The organism is Comamonas sp. F1-6, from assembly GCF_039581415.1.
In the GTDB taxonomy this organism is placed as follows: domain Bacteria; phylum Pseudomonadota; class Gammaproteobacteria; order Burkholderiales; family Burkholderiaceae_C; genus Comamonas; species Comamonas thiooxydans.
In genome coordinates, this window is the sequence record NZ_JBCPWN010000002.1 from 21926 (window position 1) to 40347 (window position 18422).

Annotated in this window: 15 protein-coding genes; 4 read left to right on the forward strand and 11 right to left on the reverse strand. The window is 57.0% G+C overall.

All coding sequences use genetic code 11. The features are described from left to right. Positions 1-98 precede the first annotated feature (98 nt). Complete coding sequence (locus AAIL66_RS02350) at positions 99-818, reverse strand: response regulator transcription factor (protein WP_003068054.1); 720 nt, start codon at positions 816-818, stop codon at positions 99-101. Between the two features lie 157 nt (positions 819-975). After that, on the reverse strand, positions 976-1875 hold the full coding sequence (argB, locus tag AAIL66_RS02355; RefSeq protein ID WP_003068053.1) for an acetylglutamate kinase: 900 nt from the start codon (positions 1873-1875) through the stop codon (positions 976-978). Positions 1876-2016: 141 nt separating this feature from the next. On the opposite strand from argB, the gene AAIL66_RS02360 reads away from it, so the two are divergent. Beyond that, a complete protein-coding gene (locus AAIL66_RS02360) occupies positions 2017-3132 on the forward strand; it encodes a glycosyltransferase (RefSeq protein ID WP_034404267.1) in 1116 nt (371 codons plus the stop codon). Here AAIL66_RS02360 and AAIL66_RS02365 read toward each other — a convergent pair. The 7 genes from AAIL66_RS02365 to glyQ all read right to left on the reverse strand — a co-directional run bounded on the left by AAIL66_RS02365 (position 3129) and on the right by glyQ (position 12243). Beyond that, positions 3129-4256 (reverse strand): glycosyltransferase family 4 protein, encoded by a 1128-nt coding sequence (locus tag AAIL66_RS02365; protein ID WP_343495911.1) that lies wholly within the window; start codon positions 4254-4256, stop codon positions 3129-3131. The two genes, AAIL66_RS02360 and AAIL66_RS02365, sit on opposite strands and share 4 nt — an antisense overlap. Continuing rightward, positions 4253-5395 (reverse strand): glycosyltransferase, encoded by a 1143-nt coding sequence (locus AAIL66_RS02370; RefSeq protein WP_343495912.1) that lies wholly within the window; start codon positions 5393-5395, stop codon positions 4253-4255. Before AAIL66_RS02370 ends, AAIL66_RS02365 begins: the two co-directional genes overlap by 4 nt. Before the next feature lies 1 nt (position 5396). After that, positions 5397-6383 carry a hypothetical protein gene (locus AAIL66_RS02375; RefSeq protein ID WP_343495913.1) on the reverse strand — a complete coding sequence of 329 codons (987 nt, stop codon included), beginning with the start codon at positions 6381-6383 and terminating at the stop codon, positions 5397-5399. A gap of 14 nt (positions 6384-6397) precedes the next feature. Further along, complete coding sequence (locus tag AAIL66_RS02380; protein WP_343495914.1) at positions 6398-7510, reverse strand: glycosyltransferase; 1113 nt, start codon at positions 7508-7510, stop codon at positions 6398-6400. Next, positions 7494-8924: an oligosaccharide flippase family protein gene (locus tag AAIL66_RS02385; RefSeq protein ID WP_343495915.1), complete on the reverse strand. Its 1431-nt coding sequence runs from the start codon at positions 8922-8924 to the stop codon at positions 7494-7496. The genes AAIL66_RS02380 and AAIL66_RS02385 overlap by 17 nt, the downstream gene beginning before the upstream one ends. Before the next feature lie 178 nt (positions 8925-9102). Further along, positions 9103-11217 carry a glycine--tRNA ligase subunit beta gene (gene glyS / locus AAIL66_RS02390; RefSeq protein ID WP_343495916.1) on the reverse strand — a complete coding sequence of 705 codons (2115 nt, stop codon included), beginning with the start codon at positions 11215-11217 and terminating at the stop codon, positions 9103-9105. A gap of 87 nt (positions 11218-11304) precedes the next feature. Beyond that, positions 11305-12243, reverse strand: coding sequence for a glycine--tRNA ligase subunit alpha (glyQ, locus tag AAIL66_RS02395; protein ID WP_003068041.1), 939 nt, complete (start codon positions 12241-12243; stop codon positions 11305-11307). A 391-nt stretch (positions 12244-12634) separates the two neighbouring features. Between glyQ and AAIL66_RS02400 the strand changes: the two genes are divergently transcribed. The 3 genes from AAIL66_RS02400 to AAIL66_RS02410 all read left to right on the forward strand — a co-directional run bounded on the left by AAIL66_RS02400 (position 12635) and on the right by AAIL66_RS02410 (position 15341). Continuing rightward, a complete protein-coding gene (locus tag AAIL66_RS02400) occupies positions 12635-13744 on the forward strand; it encodes an SPFH and helix-turn-helix domain-containing protein (RefSeq protein ID WP_343495917.1) in 1110 nt (369 codons plus the stop codon). A 30-nt stretch (positions 13745-13774) separates the two neighbouring features. Beyond that, positions 13775-14158, forward strand: coding sequence for a VOC family protein (locus tag AAIL66_RS02405; RefSeq protein WP_343495918.1), 384 nt, complete (start codon positions 13775-13777; stop codon positions 14156-14158). 88 nt (positions 14159-14246) lie between these two features. After that, the gene (locus tag AAIL66_RS02410; RefSeq protein ID WP_034354551.1) at positions 14247-15341 is read left to right on the forward strand and encodes a TFIIB-type zinc ribbon-containing protein; all 1095 of its coding nucleotides are present in this window, start codon (positions 14247-14249) and stop codon (positions 15339-15341) included. A gap of 106 nt (positions 15342-15447) precedes the next feature. Here AAIL66_RS02410 and AAIL66_RS02415 read toward each other — a convergent pair whose 3' ends face one another. Together AAIL66_RS02415 and AAIL66_RS02420 are read right to left on the reverse strand one after the other, a co-directional pair. After that, positions 15448-16563, reverse strand: coding sequence for a TIGR03364 family FAD-dependent oxidoreductase (locus AAIL66_RS02415; protein WP_343495919.1), 1116 nt, complete (start codon positions 16561-16563; stop codon positions 15448-15450). A 97-nt stretch (positions 16564-16660) separates the two neighbouring features. Then, positions 16661-18421: a putative 2-aminoethylphosphonate ABC transporter permease subunit gene (locus AAIL66_RS02420; RefSeq protein WP_343495920.1), complete on the reverse strand. Its 1761-nt coding sequence runs from the start codon at positions 18419-18421 to the stop codon at positions 16661-16663. Between the last annotated feature and the right edge of the window lies 1 nt (position 18422).

An 18422-nucleotide genomic window follows, 5' to 3' on the forward strand; every position in this document is an offset into this window, starting at 1 on the left:
AATTTTCATAGCTGCAAGCGCTTCATTAATAACCGATTCAGATATATAAATAACTGAATTCCATATCAATCAATCGCTGACAGCTATCAAATAGAGAATCAAACAGATTCAGGCATCAACTCCAGCCGATAACCGAAACCGCGAATGGAGCGCAGGGCCACGCCATGCGGCTCCAGTTTGCTGCGCAGGCGAGACACATAAACTTCCACGGCATTTGGCGTGATTTCACGGTCCCAACCGGTCAGGGCCTGCAGCAGCTTTTCCTTGCTGGCGGGCTTGGGGGCATTGAGCAAAAGATACTCCAGCACCGTCCATTCACGTGGCCCCAGATCGATGGGCAGCAGCTTGCCTTCAGTTTCGCCCTCCTGCGGCAGCTGGCGTGCGCCGGCGCGGCGGCCCGCCGTATCCAGTTCGATACAGCCAAAGTTCAGGACAGCAGAAGTTGCTGCCTGGGAGCGGCGCATCAGCGCCCGCAGGCGCGCCAGCAACTCGGGCAGCTCGAAAGGCTTGACCATATAGTCGTCGGCGCCCCAGTCCAGGCCTTGCACCCGGTCCTGCAGCGCATCGCGCGCCGTGAGGATCAACACCGGCATGGCCTTGCTTTCCACATCGCTGCTGCGCAGGCGACGCGTCAGCTCCAGGCCGTTGATGCCCGGCAGGCCGATATCGATCACCGCCACATCGAACGCTTCCTGGGCCAGCACTTCCAGTGCACGCTCGGCACTGCCCACCCAGTCCACGGCATAACCAGCATCGGAAAGACCCAGCTTGATACCGCTGGCCACCATCACATCATCTTCCACCAGAAGCAAACGCATAAAGTCCTACCTCGCTCAAAAACAAAAGCCGCCCAAAGGCGGCTTGCAGCGGAGTCCTGAGCGCGACTCCACCCGGGAAAGCCCTGCGGCGATGTTAACGCCATATGTGAAAAGTCACTCGAGAAGAGCAACCACATGTCAGGGCCAGACAGGCTCATCAATGGCTGCGAATCATCGTGCCATACGCCTGGTCCGTCAAAATTTCCAGCAGCATGGAATGCGGCACGCGTCCATCGATGATGTGCACCGCATTCACACCCGCCTTGGCAGCGTCCAGAGCGCCCGAAATCTTGGGCAGCATGCCGCCGGAAATCGTACCGTCGGCAAACAGCGCATCAATCTCGCGTGCCGTCAGATCCGTCAGCAGATTACCGGCCTTGTCCAGAACGCCTGGAGTGTTGGTTAAAAGCACCAGCTTTTCAGCTTGCAACACTGTTGCGAGTTTGCTTGCAACCACGTCGGCGTTGATGTTGTAACTTTCGTTCTCCTCACCAAAACCGATAGGGCTGATCACTGGAATGAAAGCATCGTCCTGCAGCGCCTTCACCACACTGGGATCGATGGCAACGATATCGCCCACCTGACCCACATCGTGCTCGATGCTCGGATCCTTGTTATCCAGCATCTTGAGCTTCTTGGCACGAATCAAGCCACCATCTCGCCCCGTCAGGCCCACGGCCTTGCCGCCGGCCTGATGGATCAGACCCACGATGTCCTGCTGCACCTCGCCGGCCAGCACCCACTCCACCACTTCCATGGTCTCTTCATCCGTGACACGCATGCCCTGAATGAATTCACCCTTCTTGCCTAGACGACCCAGCGCCGCTTCAATCTGAGGCCCACCACCATGAACCACCACAGGGTTAATCCCCACCAGCTTGAGCAACACCACATCTTCCGCAAAGTCCGCCTGCAGGGCAGGATCGGTCATGGCATTGCCGCCATACTTGATGACCATGGTCTTGCCATGGAACTTGCGGATGTAGGGCAGCGCTTGCGCGAGGATTTCGGCTTTGTCGCGGGGGGCGATCTGGGTGGTGGGGTCAATGGTGGTCATAGATCAAGGCTCTGTCCCATGGGACAATGTTCAAGTCAGATGGGCTGCATTGTGCCGCAAATGCTCTTGGAGACGAGCAAGATGCCAACTTCCCCGAGTCAGCCTCCCACGATATAAAACAATTCCACGTCCACTCACTCCATGAATTCGATTATTTTCTCTGTTCAAGAGTTATTCAGGTACGACGCGTTCCTTGCAGGTTTTGCCTCCTTTATCACCTGCGTGTTGCTGGTTACCACCAAGAAATGGCATGGCAGTCTATCCATGGATACAACAGACGGCTTGCAAAAATTCCATACCAATCCCACACCTCGAATCGGCGGTATTGCGATTGCCATTGGAGTATTCGTAGGCTATGCAGTATCCAGCCACGGCATCGCTGCAGCAGAAAAACGCGCCATTCTCAGTGCCATACTGCTTGCAGGCATACCAGCCTTTGTTTTCGGCCTCATGGAAGACATCACAAAAAAAGTCTCCGTCAAGGTGCGCCTGCTCGCCACCATGGCTTCCGGTGTGCTGGGCTGGGGTATTACAGGCACATCACTGACACATGTGGATATCTGGGGGATAGACTGGCTTTTGAGCTTTACTCTGATTTCCGTCATATTCACCGCCTTTGCTGTCGGCGGCGTTGCCAACGCCATCAATATCATCGATGGCTTCAATGGCCTAACGGCGGGTACAGCCATTATCATGCTTGCTGCCTTTGGATTTATCGCACGCCAAGTGGGAGATATCCCACTGGCCTTCACCTGCCTCATTATTGCAGGTGCCGTCATGGGATTTTTTTTAGTGAATTGGCCGGCAGGAAAAATATTCCTGGGTGACGGCGGCGCCTATTTTCTGGGTTTCATGCTGGCATGGATTTCAGTTCTCCTACCCGAGCGCAACACCTCTGTTTCACCCTGGACCAGTCTGTTGATCTGCTCCTACCCGATTATTGAGGTCGGATTCAGTTTTGTCAGAAAGACGATTCGAGAAGGCTACCACCCCAGCCAGCCCGATGGCGTGCATCTGCATATGCTGGCCAACAAGCGCTGGGCCAAGAAAGCATTCTCCAGCTTTTCCAAACCTATCCAGAATGGCTTGACTTCACCCTTCCTCTGGATGTATGCGGCCGTGCCCTGCCTGATGGCGGTATTAACCTACCAAAACAAATGGCTGACGGCCAGTTGCTTTTTCATTAGCGTTATTTGCTATCTGGCGTTCTACAGCAAGCTGGCCTATTTCCGCTGGATTCCGCCTCGTCGCAATTAATCAAGCAACATCTGGATAAGCCGGGCATTGACCTTTTCGGCGTCGAACCGCTGCTCTGCAAGACGCCGACTTTCCTCACCCATTCTTGCGACCAGAGCAGGATCGCGGACAAGGCAAAGCATTTTCTGCGCCAGAGCCTCGGCATCCCAACGCGGAACCAGATAGCCGTTGACACCATCGACAACGGTTTCGCGGCAGCCCGGCACATCGGTGGTAATTACTGCACGCCCAACAGCCATGGCCTCCTGAGTGCTGCAGGGAACGCCTTCACGATAGGAGGGCAGTACAAAAATGCTGGCATCTGTCAGCCACTGTATTACGCTGCTCACATGGCCCGGATATTCGACGACGCCGGATGCAATCAAATCGTCCAGCTCCAGGCGTGAAAGCCCACCCGGATTTTCCTCGTCCAGACCGCCCAGCACCACAAAGCGGGCCTCTGGATGCAGGTTCTTCACCTTTTTGGCGGCAGCCACATATTCGTTGATACCCTTTTCCGCCAAAAGCCTGCCTACAAAGATGAAGCTTGGCGATTTTTGGGAGTCCAACGGTATATATGGATACTTTTCCAGATCCACTCCGATACCGCCCAAAATGCTGACATTCTTTGCCTTTAGGCCGTTGCGACTCAACAGGTCTGCTGAGTCATCTGGATTCAGGAAAATCAGGCGGTCCAGTCCGGGGAGAGCCAGGCGATAAAGAAATACCTGTACCCAGCGCAGGATTCTCTGCTTGCGCTTCAGCCCGGTCGGTAGATCGGTGAATACATATCCCAGACCCTCAAGCATGCCGATATTGCGAGGAACCGCAGCCATTCGGGCAGCAATGGAGCCGAAGATCACCGGCTTGACAAAATAGGACAGCACCACATCGGGGGCGATCTTCTTCAGTTGCCTAAACAGCTTCCAGGTATCAACGAGATCCCTGATCGGATTGAGTCCTGCTCTGTTGAGAGAGTAGTCCACAGGTATGGCTCCAAGAGCCACAATTTTTTCTCGGGAGACATCGTCATAGTCCACACAGAGCACATATACCGTGTGATTTCTCGCCACCAACTCCTTGATCAGGGATGTGCGGAAGTTGAAAACACTGGCAGAAACCGTACCAAGCAAGACCAATTTCACACGCGTCCTTCCCATGCATCCCGATAGGATGCCAGCATACGATCCAGACCAAAGCTGTTTGATACATGGGCTCTGGCGGCAGCCTGTCTTAGAAGCCAGGCTTCAGCCTGCGCCATGGCCGACACAGCGTCCTGAATGCCTGCAGCCAGAGCCTGCGGATTGCCCGGCGGCACCACCCAGCCCGTATCGCCTACCATCAAAGCGGCATCGCCAACATCTGTGGTCACACAAGGAGTCTCGCATGCCATGGCTTCGGCAATCACATTAGGGAAAGCCTCGGCTGAGCTGGAAAGCACATGCAGATCCAGCGCGCTCATCACGGCAGGAATATCGCTTCGCTGGCCCAGCAGGTGCACATGCTCTTGCAAGCCATTGAGCAGAAGCTTGCTTGTGACCTCCTGATTGGCGGCATCCATGCCGCGCCCCACCAGCACACACCGGAACTCTAGGCCCTGACTCCTCAAAAGAGCCAATGCCTTGATCAGATTCTCATGATCCTTTTGTGGGTCAAAGCGGCCCACCATCCCCAGCAAAGGCATGTTTTCAGGAATACCCCACTCCTGCCTCAAAAGCTTGGCGTCTACAGACTTCGGTGAGAATTTCTGAAGATCGTAGCCATTGGGTATGACCTTCATCTTTCTCGAAGAAAATCCTATTTTCTCGTGAATGACCCGTGATTTTTCTGCGCAACAAACAATGACTTCTGGAACCCAATAGGACAACAGGGCATTGATTTTAGCAATCAATCTTGTCGATGCCTTGGTCTTTCCCTTTTCCAGAATGCTGTGATGAATCCCCCAGACTATGTTCTTGATGCCTGAAGTCTTTGCGACTACTCCACCCACCAGATCGGCATGGTACATCCAGGTCTGAACAGCCAAATCAGTTCCGGCATGCACCTTCTTTTCATTTCGTAAAAGTTTCCACAGAAGCTTCACCCCCCCCGGAGTCAAACTTCCGGCTGGCATATTCAAGCACTCTACCTCGACACCAGCTTCCTTTAGCAGAACCCCATATTTACCCCCATCCATTAAAGAAATTACCTTGTGGCAGTTTCCTTTATCAGAGGTGCATAGGCGATAAAGAACAGCTTCTGCCCCGCCATCTCCAAGACCAGTAATTATGTGAATAATTAGCATTCTATAGAACTCTTAACCAAAAAAGCCACTGAAGAGTTATATAAATAACAAAAATCGAGACCATGCATATCTTCCACCAGCGCTCAAAATCAAATATTGTCAAAATAAAAATAGGCAACGTGGCTGCAAGAAATCTGGTGGAGTATCCACCGTGCAAAACGTTGAATGTAACTATAGACAGAACAACATAGCTGTACTTACCAAAGAAAGACTTCATCATTTCTTTATAATTGAATATCATTGCAAAAAGCATCAACATCCCAAAAAGCGAGTATTGAAATGAGCTTCGCATATCAGGATATTCAGCTCTTCTATCACCCAAAAGGATGAGTATCCACTCCCTCAAAGGCCCTAATGCAATGGAAATCATTGCGCCAAACATTAATATAAAAATCAAATATATCGATTTCCCCAATCTGAATTTTTGGGAAAATCCATCCATAAAAACTATAAATATATAAATAGATAGAAAAATAACGGATGCAGTATGAATCAGCATGGCCACAAGTACCACTCCGATCGCAATATATTTATACCTATCCTTCAAAATAAATGCCAAAATCAGAATAGCTACAGCTAAAGCAGATCTCAGTTGCGAAAATGAAAAATCAACGACTAATGGATTAATGAGAAATATCAGCATCCATGGCTTCCCATATTTCAAAACCAGCATAGCCGGCATGAGCAATGAAAAGAAAGAAACACAAAAGAAAATTATTTCAAGACCAACCCCATGCTTCATCAACGAAATAACAGAATAATGCCATAAAAATTCATTGATGAAATAATCCTTGACTCCTGAAAACTTTACATAACTCAAAACGCTTTCTTCAAACAGAAAGTAATGTGAATAAACACTTCTATCCTCATACGGGAATTGATATATTGATTCATATATCGACACCCATGGAACAGCACACATGAATAGCATGAATAAAGCCAGCGCCAGGAAACCGCCAAAACTCTTCCTAGTATCATTCATATTCATATGTAAAAGGTCCATCAGGATGATAATATTTTGATGAATTGCATGTACTTCAGCACAGACTTCTTGACACTAAAATCCTGCGCCCTTGCAAGACCGGGGTGACGATCAGCGTCCAGAATCGATGCATCCATGGCTTCAGCCAAGGCAGCGCCATCGCCCACAGCAACCAGCCGCCCCCATTTTCCATTTTCAAGGATCTCTGCTGGCCCACTGGGACAGTCCGTGCTGACAATAGGAGCACCGCATGCCATGGCTTCAATCAATACCGTCGGAAGCCCCTCCCAGCGCGAGGACATCACGAAAAGATCTGCCGACGCCATCCACGCATAAGGATTACTCACGAATCCAGGTAGAGCCACATCCTCCCCCAACTCATACTGAGCGATCTTTTGCTCAAGCATGCCACGCTCTTCACCCTCTCCCAAAATAAGCAGCTTGGCCGACCTTTTCTTTCTCAGAATGGAGAATGCCTTCAGCAAAGTGGAAAAATCCTTAGCTGCAGCCAAACGGCCTGTTGCCAAGATAAAAGGGATTCCCTCAACCCGGGGCCATGGCCACTGCACTTCTTGTGCCGCCAGCATGCTCAATTGCTCGGTCACAACAGGGTTATATGCCACAGCAATCTTGGAACGTTTGATATTCAGCTTGTTCGCCAGATCATCGGCCACACCTTGGGATACCGCCAATATCTGGTCTGCCCAAGGATAGGTCAGCTGCATCAGCGTAGGCAACAGCCTGCCTCTGCCGCGAAAATCTTTTTCGCTTGCGATGGACAAAGTACTGTGCTCAGTAATTATCAGCTTGGTCGACACACAAGCCAAACGTGTCGCCAGCAATGCAACCACATTGGCGTAGTCCAGCGCAGAAATCATGACACGTGGCTTCTCGCGGCGCAAATAAGCTATCAAGCCGGGCATTGCTGCAAGCACCCTAGGTTTATGAAGATCCATCAGCCGCACTTGTGCCGACAATGCATCGCGATGGCTGCCATGGGCATTGACCACGACTAGGTCCACCTCATAGCCAGCATCAGCCAGACCATTGGCGAGGAGAACCATGACCCGCTCAGCCCCTCCGCCTCCCAAGGAAGGGACAAAAAGCGCTACTTTTTCAGATGTTTTTTGCATACCCCATCCTCTTGAGCAGAAAGGTTCTAGCATCCATAAAATTCATTCCGATCAAAGCCAAGAGATAGATGACTCCACTTGATATAACTGCAACCCAGAAAAAATAACCAGAGAATTTACTTGCTCCAAACAGCACAATTAAAAAAAGAGCATTAGCGCATAACACCTGAAATGACTCCTTGTTCAGGATAGGAATTTTCAGAATATTTCTCCCCAGATAGAAGCTCAAAACAAAGGAGAACATATAAGCGATCAAGGTAGCATAGGCAGAACCCAGAACTCCGAAGGCGGGAATCCACCAGAAATTCAGGCCTATATTCAATAGCGCCGTCATCCCAACAATCACCACCTGATATTTGGTACGCGCCTTGATCTGAAAAGCCAGATCAAAATGGTATGCACGTATCCCAGCCAAAACAGCGGCAGCGGCAATCCATGGAGCGATCGCGCGCCCCACATCCCTGAAGGAGCTGCCCAGCACCAACTCGCTCCATTGAGGCGCAAGCATGCCTAGCGCACACGCCAATGGCAAGGAAACCGCCAGCAACAGCGGACCATTGCGAGCCAACTGAGTCTGGGCTCCGGCATCGCCCTGCTTTGCATACGCATTGAGCGTGAGGGGATAGACAGCCAGATTGATGACCACCATCGCCAAAGTAATCAGTTGCCAGATGAAATCAAAGCCAGCTGCATAGCTACCCGCATCCGACTCGCTCAGCAGACTGCCAATCATCAATCTGTCAGTGCCGGCAATCACCATGGCCAAGGCAAATGTCAAAGTGAGCGGAAGCCCGTAATGAAGATAAGAAGCCACATCCAGGCGCGAGCCCGCATGAATATTCATCTTGCCGCGCATGGACTGCATTCCAAAGGCCAAGGCTGCAGCGCAGGATCCCAGAGCAAGCCCGGTCAAGGGGCCGTAATAAACACCCCCCATCATGACCATCGCCACACCCACACCCAGGCTGAGCATGGAACGTGTGAAAGCCATTGCACCATAGCGCAGGGGTTCCAGCTTCACGCGCGCTATTTCCGCCGCAAGGTCGAACCAAGCCTGCGCCACCGCCAAGGCGACCACCAAAGCCAGAACCGGCCATGACTTCAGTGAAGGAAGGAATACGTAGATTACCGGAGCCGCGACAATCAAAGGCAGGGCCGAAATGAAAAAGCAGTAGAAAATCGTTCTAAGGAACTTATCTTCCTGATGAATATTTTCTGCATAGAATCTCAAAAGAGATAGCTGCACCCATTGAAAACAGACCAATGCCAGAAAGGTGGATGTAATCAGCGCAATGGAGTAGACGCCATAATCATGAGGCGAAAGGATTCGCGTGTAGATGGCAATTGCGGAAAAGTTGATTATTCCCGGAACTGCCTTCGAGAGAAAATACTGAAATATTTGTTTTGCTATCAATTTCAGCCTTTATATCCAATTCAGCCTGTGAAGACCTTATTGCTCCTGCCATTTTTCAATGAATCTATTATTTTTCGCAGCACTCGCTAACAACAACCTTATGAACTTTCATTTCATAAAATAAAAAGGAGATGCCCCATTATCGGCATCTCCTCGTTGATAGCTCAAAAAGCCACGTTCAAACAGCTAGCCTCGCCAAATCCGCCACCCGATTCATGGCCTCATGGAGCAAAGCCAGCAAGCCCAGTCTGTTTGCCTTGAGAGCCGGGTCTTCGGCATTGACCATGACTTGCTCAAAGAATGCATCGACCGAGGCACGCAATGCTGCCAGGGTTTGCAGGCTGGCGGTGTAATCACCTGCTGCAAACTGTTGCTGGGCTTTGGGTGCCACTTGCTGCAGCACCGCATACAGGTCTTTTTCGGCTTGCTCTGCCAGCAGACCCTCATTCACATGGGGCTGAACGTCGGTCTCGGCCTTCTTCAGGATATTGCCCACACGCTTGTTGGCCGCGGCCAGGGCCGCTGCTTCGGGCAGAGTCGCAAAGGCTCGCACGGCTTCCAGGCGCTTTTGCACGTCGGACAGGCGCTGGGGCTGCAGGGCCAGCACGGCTTCCACTTCCTGGGCGCTGTAGCCTTGTTCGCGGAACATATTGGCCAGGCGGTCGTAGATGAATTCGACCAGCTGGGGCGTGGCGTCCTGGATCTTGTCGCCAAAGGCCGGCAGCGTGCTGACCAGCAGGGTTTCCAGATCCAGCTCCAGATCCTTTTCGACCAGCATGCGGATCACGCCCAGCGCATGACGGCGCAGGGCGAAGGGATCGCGGTCGCCGGTGGGCAGGTTGCCGATACCGAACATGCCGACCAGGGTTTCGAGCTTGTCGGCCAGGGCCACGATCACGCCTACATCGCCGCGCGGCAGTTCGTCGCCGGCAAAGCGGGGCTTGTAGTGGTCTTCGATGGCATCGGCCACAGCCACATCCAGGCCGTCGTTCTGGGCGTAGTAGCGGCCCATGATGCCTTGCAGCTCGGGGAACTCTCCCACCATGTCGGTGACCAGATCGGTCTTGGCCAGCATGGCGGCCTGATCGGCCAGACGGCCCAGTTCGGAGTTGCCCAACTGCTGGGCAATGCTCTTGGCGATGGCGCGTACGCGGGCAATGCGCTCGCCCTGGGTGCCCAGCTTGTTGTGATAGACCACCTTGTCCAGTTGCTCTACGCGGCTGGCCAGGGTCTTCTTGCGGTCCTGGTCGAAGAAGAACTTGGCGTCCGCCAGGCGGGGGCGCACCACACGTTCGTTGCCTCCGACCACGGCCGACGCGTCCTGGGGCTGGATGTTGCTGACGATCAGGAATTGATGAGTCAGCTTGCCATTGGCGTCCAGCAGCGGGAAGTACTTCTGGTTGGCCTTCATGGTCAGGATCAGGCATTCCTGGGGCACGGCCAGGAATTCCTTCTCGAATTCGCAGACCAGCACATTGGGGCGCTCGACCAGGGCCGTCACCTCGTCCAGCAGGGCCGGGTCGTCGATGGGGCGCACGTCGCCGCCAATGCGTTCGGCAGCCGCCTGCAGTTGGCGGGCGATATCGGCACGGCGCTCGGTAAAGCTGGCGATCACGGCGCCTTCTTCACGCAGTTGCTCGGCATAGCTGTCAGCGTTCTGGATGACCACGGGGTCCACAGCGGCTTCAAAGCGGTGACCATGCGTGGCAGCGCCGGCGGTCAGGCCCAGGGCCTTCACGCCGATCAGCACCTGGGTGCCATGCATCACGACCAGGCCGTGGGCCGGGCGCACAAAGTGCACGCTGGTCCAGCCGTCCTGCAACTGGTAGCGCATGACCTTGGGGATGGGCAGCTTGGCCAGCGCTTCGTCCAGCGCCTTTTGCACGCCGTCGGTCAGCAGCACGCCCTTGGCTGTGGATTCGTAGAACAGGGCTTCGGCCTTGCCTTCGCCCTGGCGCTTCAGAGCGGCCACAGCGGATTCGTCGGCCCCCAGGGCCGCCAGTTTCTTGAGCAGTGCCGCCGTGGGCTTGCCCTCGGCATCCAGCGCCACGGAGACAGGCATCAGCTTTTGCGAGACAGCCTTGTCTTCGGCTTGGGGCAGCACTTCGGTGATGTGCGCGGCCAGACGGCGGGGAGAGGCGTAGGCGGTCAGGCGCGACTCGGTCGATGCCAACAGTCCCTGGGCCTTGAGCTGCTCGAAGATGACAGCGGCAAAAGCATCGCCGAGCTTTTGCAGTGCCTTGGGCGGCAGCTCTTCGACAAACAGTTCAACCAGTAGATTCGATGCGTTCATGATGATCTTGATAGCCGCCAGCGCTTGCTAGATCCAGGCTGGCCGCTGAAATTTTGGGATATGGGTCGGAATGAGGCCTGAAGCCGCTTATGCGGCTTTCTTGGCTGCCTGCTCTGCGGCCTTGGCCAGCTCGGCCAGCACCTCGTCGGCATGGGCCTTGGGCGCCATGGGGAAGCCTAGGCGCGCGCGGCTGTCCAGATAGCTCTTGCCCACGGCGCGGGCCAGGTTGCGGATGCGGCCGATATAGGCAGCGCGCTCGGTCACCGAGATGGCGCCACGGGCGTCCAGCAGGTTGAAGGTGTGGGCGGCCTTGAGCACCTGCTCATAGGCGGGCAACGCCAGCTGGGCGTCAATCAGCTGATTGGCAGTGCCTTCATGAGCTGCAAAGGCGCTGAACAGGAACTCGGCATTCGAATGCTCGAAGTTGTAAGTGGACTGCTCCACCTCATTCTGGTGGAACACGTCGCCATAGGACAGGCCGTCGGTATAGACCAGGTCGTACACCGATTCCTTGCCCTGCAGATACATGGCCAGACGTTCCAAGCCGTAGGTGATTTCGCCGGTGGCAGGCTTGCAGTCGATGCCGGCGACCTGCTGGAAATAGGTGAACTGGGTCACTTCCATGCCGTTGAGCCAGACTTCCCAGCCCAGGCCCCAGGCGCCCAGCGTGGGGTTTTCCCAGTCGTCCTCGACAAAGCGGATGTCGTTCTTCTTCAGATCGAAGCCCAGGGCTTCAAGCGAGCCGAGGTACAGCTCGAGAATATTGTCGGGTGCGGGCTTGAGCACAACCTGGAACTGGTAGTAGTGCTGCAGGCGGTTGGGGTTCTCGCCATAGCGGCCGTCCTTGGGACGACGGCTGGGCTGCACATAGGCGGCCTTCCAGGGCTCGGGGCCGATGGCGCGCAGAAAGGTCGCGGTGTGCGAGGTGCCGGCGCCGACTTCCATGTCATAGGGCTGGAGCAATGCACAGCCCTGTTCGGCCCAGTAGGACTGCAGTTTCAGAATGATTTGTTGGAAGGTCAGCATGACTTGTATACGTTCGCACGTCAGCAATCACTGGCGATTGCGGGCGGCATCTTCATTAAGAGGTGTTCTGGGCGGTATCGACCGCATAAGCGGTAGATTCTAAGTCTGTGCCACTGATCACGGGCGTAGTCTGTCTGCGCGGCCCCACAGCGGGCATATTCACGAAAGGGCTCCAGCCGGTGATTTCAAAATGTGGAAAAGCAAAACGCTAGCACTTACCAACCGTGAATAGACAGTTTCAGCATCAATTGACCCTGAAACCATTGGATAGCGAGTGCAGTGCGCTCACTTTTTAACAATTTCCGCGCAACTGCCATGCATCCCGGAACCGGCTGCTGCGGTTTGCCTCCTAGAATGATTCCTTTCCCGTCATCCTCATTCGGAGCACGTCATGGATTTCATGAAAATCATCACCAAGCAACTGATCGAAATCATCGAATGGAGCGATGATTCGCGCGACACGCTGTCGTATCGCTGGCCCGATGAAGACAAGGAAATCAAGAACGGCGCCCAGCTCATCGTGCGTGAGTCGCAGCAGGTGCAGTTCGTCTCCGAAGGCCAGTTCGCAGACCTGTTCAATCCGGGCCGCTATCTGCTGACCACGCAGAACATCCCGGTTCTGTCCACGCTGCGCGGCTGGAAGTACGGCTTCAACTCGCCCTTCAAGTGCGATGTCTACTACATCAACACGCGCCTGTTCACGGGCAACAAATGGGGCACCTCCAACCCCATCATGATGCGCGACAAGGACTTTGGCGTGATCCGTCTGCGCGCCTTCGGTACCTATGACTTCCGCATCACCAACGCCGCCCTGTTCCTCAAGGAAGTGGCGGGCACGGACCAGAACTTCCGCATCGACGAGTTTGCCGACACCATGCGCTCGCGCATCGTCAGCATCTTCTCCGAGGCCCTGGCCAAGGCCCAGGTGCCGGCACTCGATGTGGCCCAGCGCTACAGCGAGCTGGGCGACGCGCTGCTGCAGCTCATCAACCCGGCCGTCAGCGAGAAATACGGCCTGGAAATCACCAGCTTCCTGCTGGAGAACGTTTCCGTGCCGCCCGAGGTGGAGCAGGCCATCGACAAGCGCTCCAGCATGGGCGCCATCGGCAACCTCAACGACTATGTGAAGTACCAGATGGGCCAGGCCATGGCCAATGGCGGCGAAGGCGCTGCCGCAGCCACTATTCCTGCCACCATGGCCATGGGCTTCGGCATGGCCCAGGAAATGATGAAGGGCATGCAAGGCGGTGGCGCTGCAGGCGCCCCGGCCGCTGCTGTGGCAGACCCCTTCTCGCCGGCCGCGGCGCAAGCCGCACAGACGCCTGCCGCCCCGGCCGCCGCCGGTCTGCAGGTGCTGACTCCCGCCCAGGCGGCCCAGGTGCTGGGCGTGGCCGAGGCCGACGTACTGGCCGAAATCCAGGCCGGCAACCTCAAGGCCCGCCAGATCGGCAGCCAGTGGCGCATCGCCCAGGCTGCGCTGGACGAGTTCCTGCGCGGCTGATCCGCAATCCATGACATCGGGGTGCACGTCATGAATGAACACAAACCGGTTTTCATCAGCACCACTCCGGTGCTGGCATCGCTGGACATGGCGCGCACCGTGGCTTTCTACGCCCGCGTGCTGGGCGCCAGAACCGTCCACGCCCAGCCCGGCGAGTACGCCATCGTCTCGCTGGGCGGGCTGGAGCTGCACTTCTGGGCCTGCCAGGACCCGGAGATTCCCAGGCAGACCAGCTGCCGCATCCAGGTGGCGGGAATTGCCGCCCTTCATGCGCAGTGCCTGGCCGAGAATGCGGTTCACCCCAATGGCGGTCTGCGCCAGCAGCCCTGGGGCACCCAGGAATTCAGTCTTCTCGACGAAGATGGCAACTGCGTGACCTTCTACGAAGCCCATCCCGCCGCCGCTGCCGCCTGAACCCGTTTTTGCCGTGGCCACACCCGCTTCCTCTTCCCGCTCTTCCGGTTCTGCATTCACCCCTGTCTCCGAGACGGCGCCTCCCTCCATGGTGGGCCGACATGTCTGCCCCGAATGCGGCGGCAATCTGGAGTGGAATGCCAAGGCCCAATCGCTCAGATGTCCATACTGCGGCACCGTCGTTCCCTGGAGCGAGCAGACGCAGCCCGAGCCGGGGCGCTCCGTGGTGGAGCAGGATCTGGCCGATGCCTTGCGCAACCCGGCCAGCGGTCGCGGCTGGGGCTCGGACGAGCGCTACGAGGTGCAATGCCAGAACTGCCGCGCCATCTCTGTGTTTCTCGGCAAGAACGTGGCCCAGCGCTGCGACTTCTGCGGCTCGCCGGCCATCGTCGCCCATGAGGAGCGCAGCGACGCCATCACGCCGCAGAGCATCCTGCCGTTCAAGATCAGCGACGGACAGATTCGCGACAAGATCCGCCAGTGGTATGGCAGCCGCTGGTTTGCGCCCAGCAAGCTCAAGAGCGCCGCGCTGACGGATACGCTGCACGGCGTCTATCTGCCCTACTGGACCTTTGACGCCCATGCCAGCGCCCAGTGGTGGGCAGAGGCCGGCTATTACTACTACACCACCGAGTCCTATCGCGACGGCAACGGCAATCTGCAGACCCGCCAGGTCCAGCATGTGCGCTGGGAGCCGGCATCGGGCAGCCTGCAGCATTTCTTCGACGATGAGCTGGTGCCGGGCACCGTGGGCGTGCACGCCCATCTGCTGCGCCAGGTGGAGCCCTTCCCGACCACCACCGATCTCAAGCCCTACAGCCCGGAGTTCGTGCGCGGCTGGACGGTGGAGCGCTACCAGGTGGACCTATCCAAGGCCGCCAGGATCAACGAGGAAGACATGGACAGTCAGCTGCGCAGCATGTGCTCGCGCGAGGTGCCGGGAGACACTCAGCGCAATCTGCAGGTCCAGCGCCAATACTCGGGCCGCAGCTTCAAGCACACGCTGGTGCCGGTCTGGCTGGTCGGCTACACCTATGGCAGCAAGACCTACCAGATCGTGGCCAATGGCTATACCGGTCAGATTGCGGGCGAGCGGCCTTACAGCTGGGTCAAGATCATGTTTGCCGTACTGGCCGCCATCCTGCTCGTCATGCTGATTGCGCCGCTGTTCGTGCAGCAGTGATGCTCATTTTTCGATAGCTATTTGCGCTTGATAGATATAGCTTTTGATTTTATTTTCTTGAAATTCGAGAACCTACAAGCGCCAGCAGCTATTCAATCCGTAGCAGCTACCAGGCCTTCCACACCTCTTCGGCCAGACCAAACGCCGTACTCGCGCCCGAGCCGCTGGTCACAGCCACCACACGTGTCGCTGCATCTGGCGCCTTGACAAAACAAGGGGCTTCGGCACTGGAGGGATAGATGCCCGTCCAGCGCTCCACAACCTGGGCCTTGTCGATATGCAGCGCCTCGTGCATATGCCGCAGCATGAGCTGGTCGACAGCTTCGCTGGCAAAAGGCTGGGGTGCGCTGCCGTAGTGGTGCGAATCGCCGACCACCAGCGAACCATCGGCGCTTTGCACGGCGATCAGGTGGATGCCGTGCTTCAGGCTTTCGGCCTCCTCGCGCTCCAGCTCGGCGCGCAATGCAGTGGCTTCGGGCAGCGCGCTATAGCCTTCGTAGCGCACCAGGCTCAGATCCCCCATGACCGATCCTTCGAGCTTGAAGCCCGCTTGCGGCTTGACGCGCAGCATCTGCAACTGGCACAGCTGCACTTGGTTGTCAGTCCATTCGCCTGCAAACAGTCCACCTGGATCGGCGTTGTTGCAGACCACCACACGTTCGGCGTGATAGCGGCCACGCGAGGTGGTCACGCGCGGCGTTGCCACCTCCGTCACGCTTTCGCTATAGGCGAAATCCACTCCCAGATCCTGCTGCAACCACAGGGCCAGTTGCGGGATGGCTGTGCGCGACTCCACGCGCAGCTCGTGCGGGCTGTAGAGCACGGACTGCAGCCCGTCGGTGCGCAGCGCCGGGTGGCGCGCCGCGGCCTGGGCTGGCGTCAGCAGCTCGCAGTCCGAGCCCATCTCGGTTTGCATGAATGCCTCGAGCACCGCTGCCGCAGCAGGGCGGCGCGCCGTCAGCCACAGGCCGGAATGAAGGACATCGATACCGGCCTTGGGTGCAATCTCTGCCCAGACATCGCGTGAGCGCATGGCGCGCCGCCAATGGGCGCCAGCGCGCTGGCCCGTGATGGTGACAAAACCGAAGTTGCGAATCGATGCCCCTAGGCAGGCGCCGTCGCGCTCTATCACCAGCACGGAGCGGCCGCGCGTGGCAGCGGTATAGGCATGGGCCAGGCCGACAATGCCGGCGCCGACGACGATCAGATCGTAGTTTTTCATAGCGTTACAGAAAAAGCAGACAAGCCAAGTCCTTGCCGCAGCGCCAAGGCGATGCAGCAAGAGACGTTCGGAGAATCAAGTGATGTGGAGAAAGTCCTCAGCGCTGGCGCCAGTGCTGGGTACGCCGCTGCAGCCAGGCATCCAGCAGCGCAATCAGCAGGCGACCGGCGGCTGCAGTCGCAAAGATCAGCGTGGCCATGGCGGCGGCGGGAGCGATATCGCCCGCGTCATCCATGGCCAGCACAGCCACCGAGGCCAATGTGGTTTCGGGCGAGTACAAGAAGACCACGGCCGACACCGTGGTCATGGCATTCACGAAGAAGTAGCCCGCCACCTGCATCACCGCAGGCAGGCACACGGGCAGATGCACGCGCCACAGCAGCGTCCAGAACGGCAGGCCCATGGAATCGGCCACGCGTTCGTATTCGGCATCCAGCTGCTGCAAGGCGGTGAGCTGGGTGATGTGCGCCACCGAGAAAAAATGCGCGACCGTGCACAGCACCAGAATGCCCATGGACCCGTACAGAAAGTGCAGTGGATTGCTGCCCGCATTGAAGAACAAGATATAGCCCAGACCCAGCGCCAGCCCGGGCACCGCCATGGGCAGCGTGGCCACCGCGTGCAGCCACTGGCGCGCGCTGCCCCAGCCTGTGGGCCTGGCCACCAGATAAGCGCTTAGAAAGCTCAGCAACGCGCCTGTCGCCGCCGTGGCCACGGCCATGGTCAGCGAGTTGGCGTAACTGGCCCAGCCGCCGCCATCCATCAGGTCGAACTGGTAGTTCCTGAAGGTCAGCGTCAGGTTATAGGGCCAGAAGCTGACCAGGGATGCCAGCACGGCCACTCCCATCACCGCCAGCAACGCCAAAGCCATCAGGCTGCAATACACCAGCAGCGCACGGTCGAGCGGCGCACAGGGCTGCGGCACCAGAGGCACGGCCCGCACGCTCATGGCAGCGGCCTGCCGGGCACGCAAATGGCGCTCGGCCGCAAAGGCCAGGCCCGCAGGCACCAGCAGCAGCATGGCCACCACGGCACCCATGGACAGGTTTTGCTGGCCAATCACCTGCTTGTAGATATCGGTGGCCAGCATCTGTGTGTTGCCGCCAATCACCTTGGGCACGCCAAAGTCGGTGACCACCAGAACGAACACCACAATCCAGGCGATCATCAGCCCATAGCGGCTGGCTGGCAGCGTGACCTGGCAGAAGCTGCGCCAGCGGCCTGCGCCCAGCGTGGCGGCGGCCTCATACAGGCGCGCATCGCCCGAGGCCAGCGTGGTGCAAAGAATCATCAGCGCATGCGGAAACGTCCACAGCACCGAGCCGAGAATGATGCCGAACGGGCCGTAGGCCGTGCCGCCCAGCAGCCAGCTCTTGAGCAGACCCTGGGCGCCAAACAGATAGATCAGGCTGATGGCCATGAGCAGCGACGGCGCCAGCAGAGGCACCAGGGCAATGGCGCGAAAGAACTTGGCCAGCGGCATGCAACTGCGCATCACGCCATAGGCATAGCCATAGGCCAGGGCCACACACAAGGTGCTGCTGACGGCCGACAGCCACAGGCTGTTGAACAGCGACTGGCCTACGCCCGGCATTTGCGCATAGGCGAGGTACTGTGCCAGGCCCGAGAACCTGCCATCGGCCGACACAAAGCTGTGCCCCAGCAGCGCCCCCACGGGCAGTGCAATGGCCACCAGCAGCGCGCCCAGCAGGCCCAGCACCAGCGCGCCCAGCCACAGCTTTTCCCAATCGAAAAAGCGCGTTTGTCGTGGCGCCACAGGGCCGGTGCCTTGCTGCCGACGTGATTCCGCTGCAGGCGCATAGCTCCCCACGGGCATCGCAGAAGAAGAGGCATTCATG

Excerpts from the sequence above, each read along its gene's own strand:
- AAIL66_RS02415 (WP_343495919.1), bottom strand. The coding sequence starts at position 16,563 with ATGAAAAACTACGATCTGATCGTCGTCGGCGCCGGCATTGTCGGCCTG.
- AAIL66_RS02380 (WP_343495914.1), bottom strand. The coding sequence starts at position 7,510 with ATGCAAAAAACATCTGAAAAAGTAGCGCTTTTTGTCCCTTCCTTGGGA.
- AAIL66_RS02420 (WP_343495920.1), bottom strand. The coding sequence starts at position 18,421 with ATGAATGCCTCTTCTTCTGCGATGCCCGTGGGGAGCTATGCGCCTGCA.
- AAIL66_RS02360 (WP_034404267.1), top strand. The coding sequence starts at position 2,017 with ATGAATTCGATTATTTTCTCTGTTCAAGAGTTATTCAGGTACGACGCG.
- glyQ (WP_003068041.1), bottom strand. The coding sequence starts at position 12,243 with ATGCTGACCTTCCAACAAATCATTCTGAAACTGCAGTCCTACTGGGCC.
- AAIL66_RS02410 (WP_034354551.1), top strand. The coding sequence starts at position 14,247 with ATGGTGGGCCGACATGTCTGCCCCGAATGCGGCGGCAATCTGGAGTGG.
- AAIL66_RS02400 (WP_343495917.1), top strand. The coding sequence starts at position 12,635 with ATGGATTTCATGAAAATCATCACCAAGCAACTGATCGAAATCATCGAA.
- glyS (WP_343495916.1), bottom strand. The coding sequence starts at position 11,217 with ATGAACGCATCGAATCTACTGGTTGAACTGTTTGTCGAAGAGCTGCCG.
- AAIL66_RS02405 (WP_343495918.1), top strand. The coding sequence starts at position 13,775 with ATGAATGAACACAAACCGGTTTTCATCAGCACCACTCCGGTGCTGGCA.
- argB (WP_003068053.1), bottom strand. The coding sequence starts at position 1,875 with ATGACCACCATTGACCCCACCACCCAGATCGCCCCCCGCGACAAAGCC.
- AAIL66_RS02350 (WP_003068054.1), bottom strand. The coding sequence starts at position 818 with ATGCGTTTGCTTCTGGTGGAAGATGATGTGATGGTGGCCAGCGGTATC.
- AAIL66_RS02370 (WP_343495912.1), bottom strand. The coding sequence starts at position 5,395 with ATGCTAATTATTCACATAATTACTGGTCTTGGAGATGGCGGGGCAGAA.
- AAIL66_RS02375 (WP_343495913.1), bottom strand. The coding sequence starts at position 6,383 with ATGAATATGAATGATACTAGGAAGAGTTTTGGCGGTTTCCTGGCGCTG.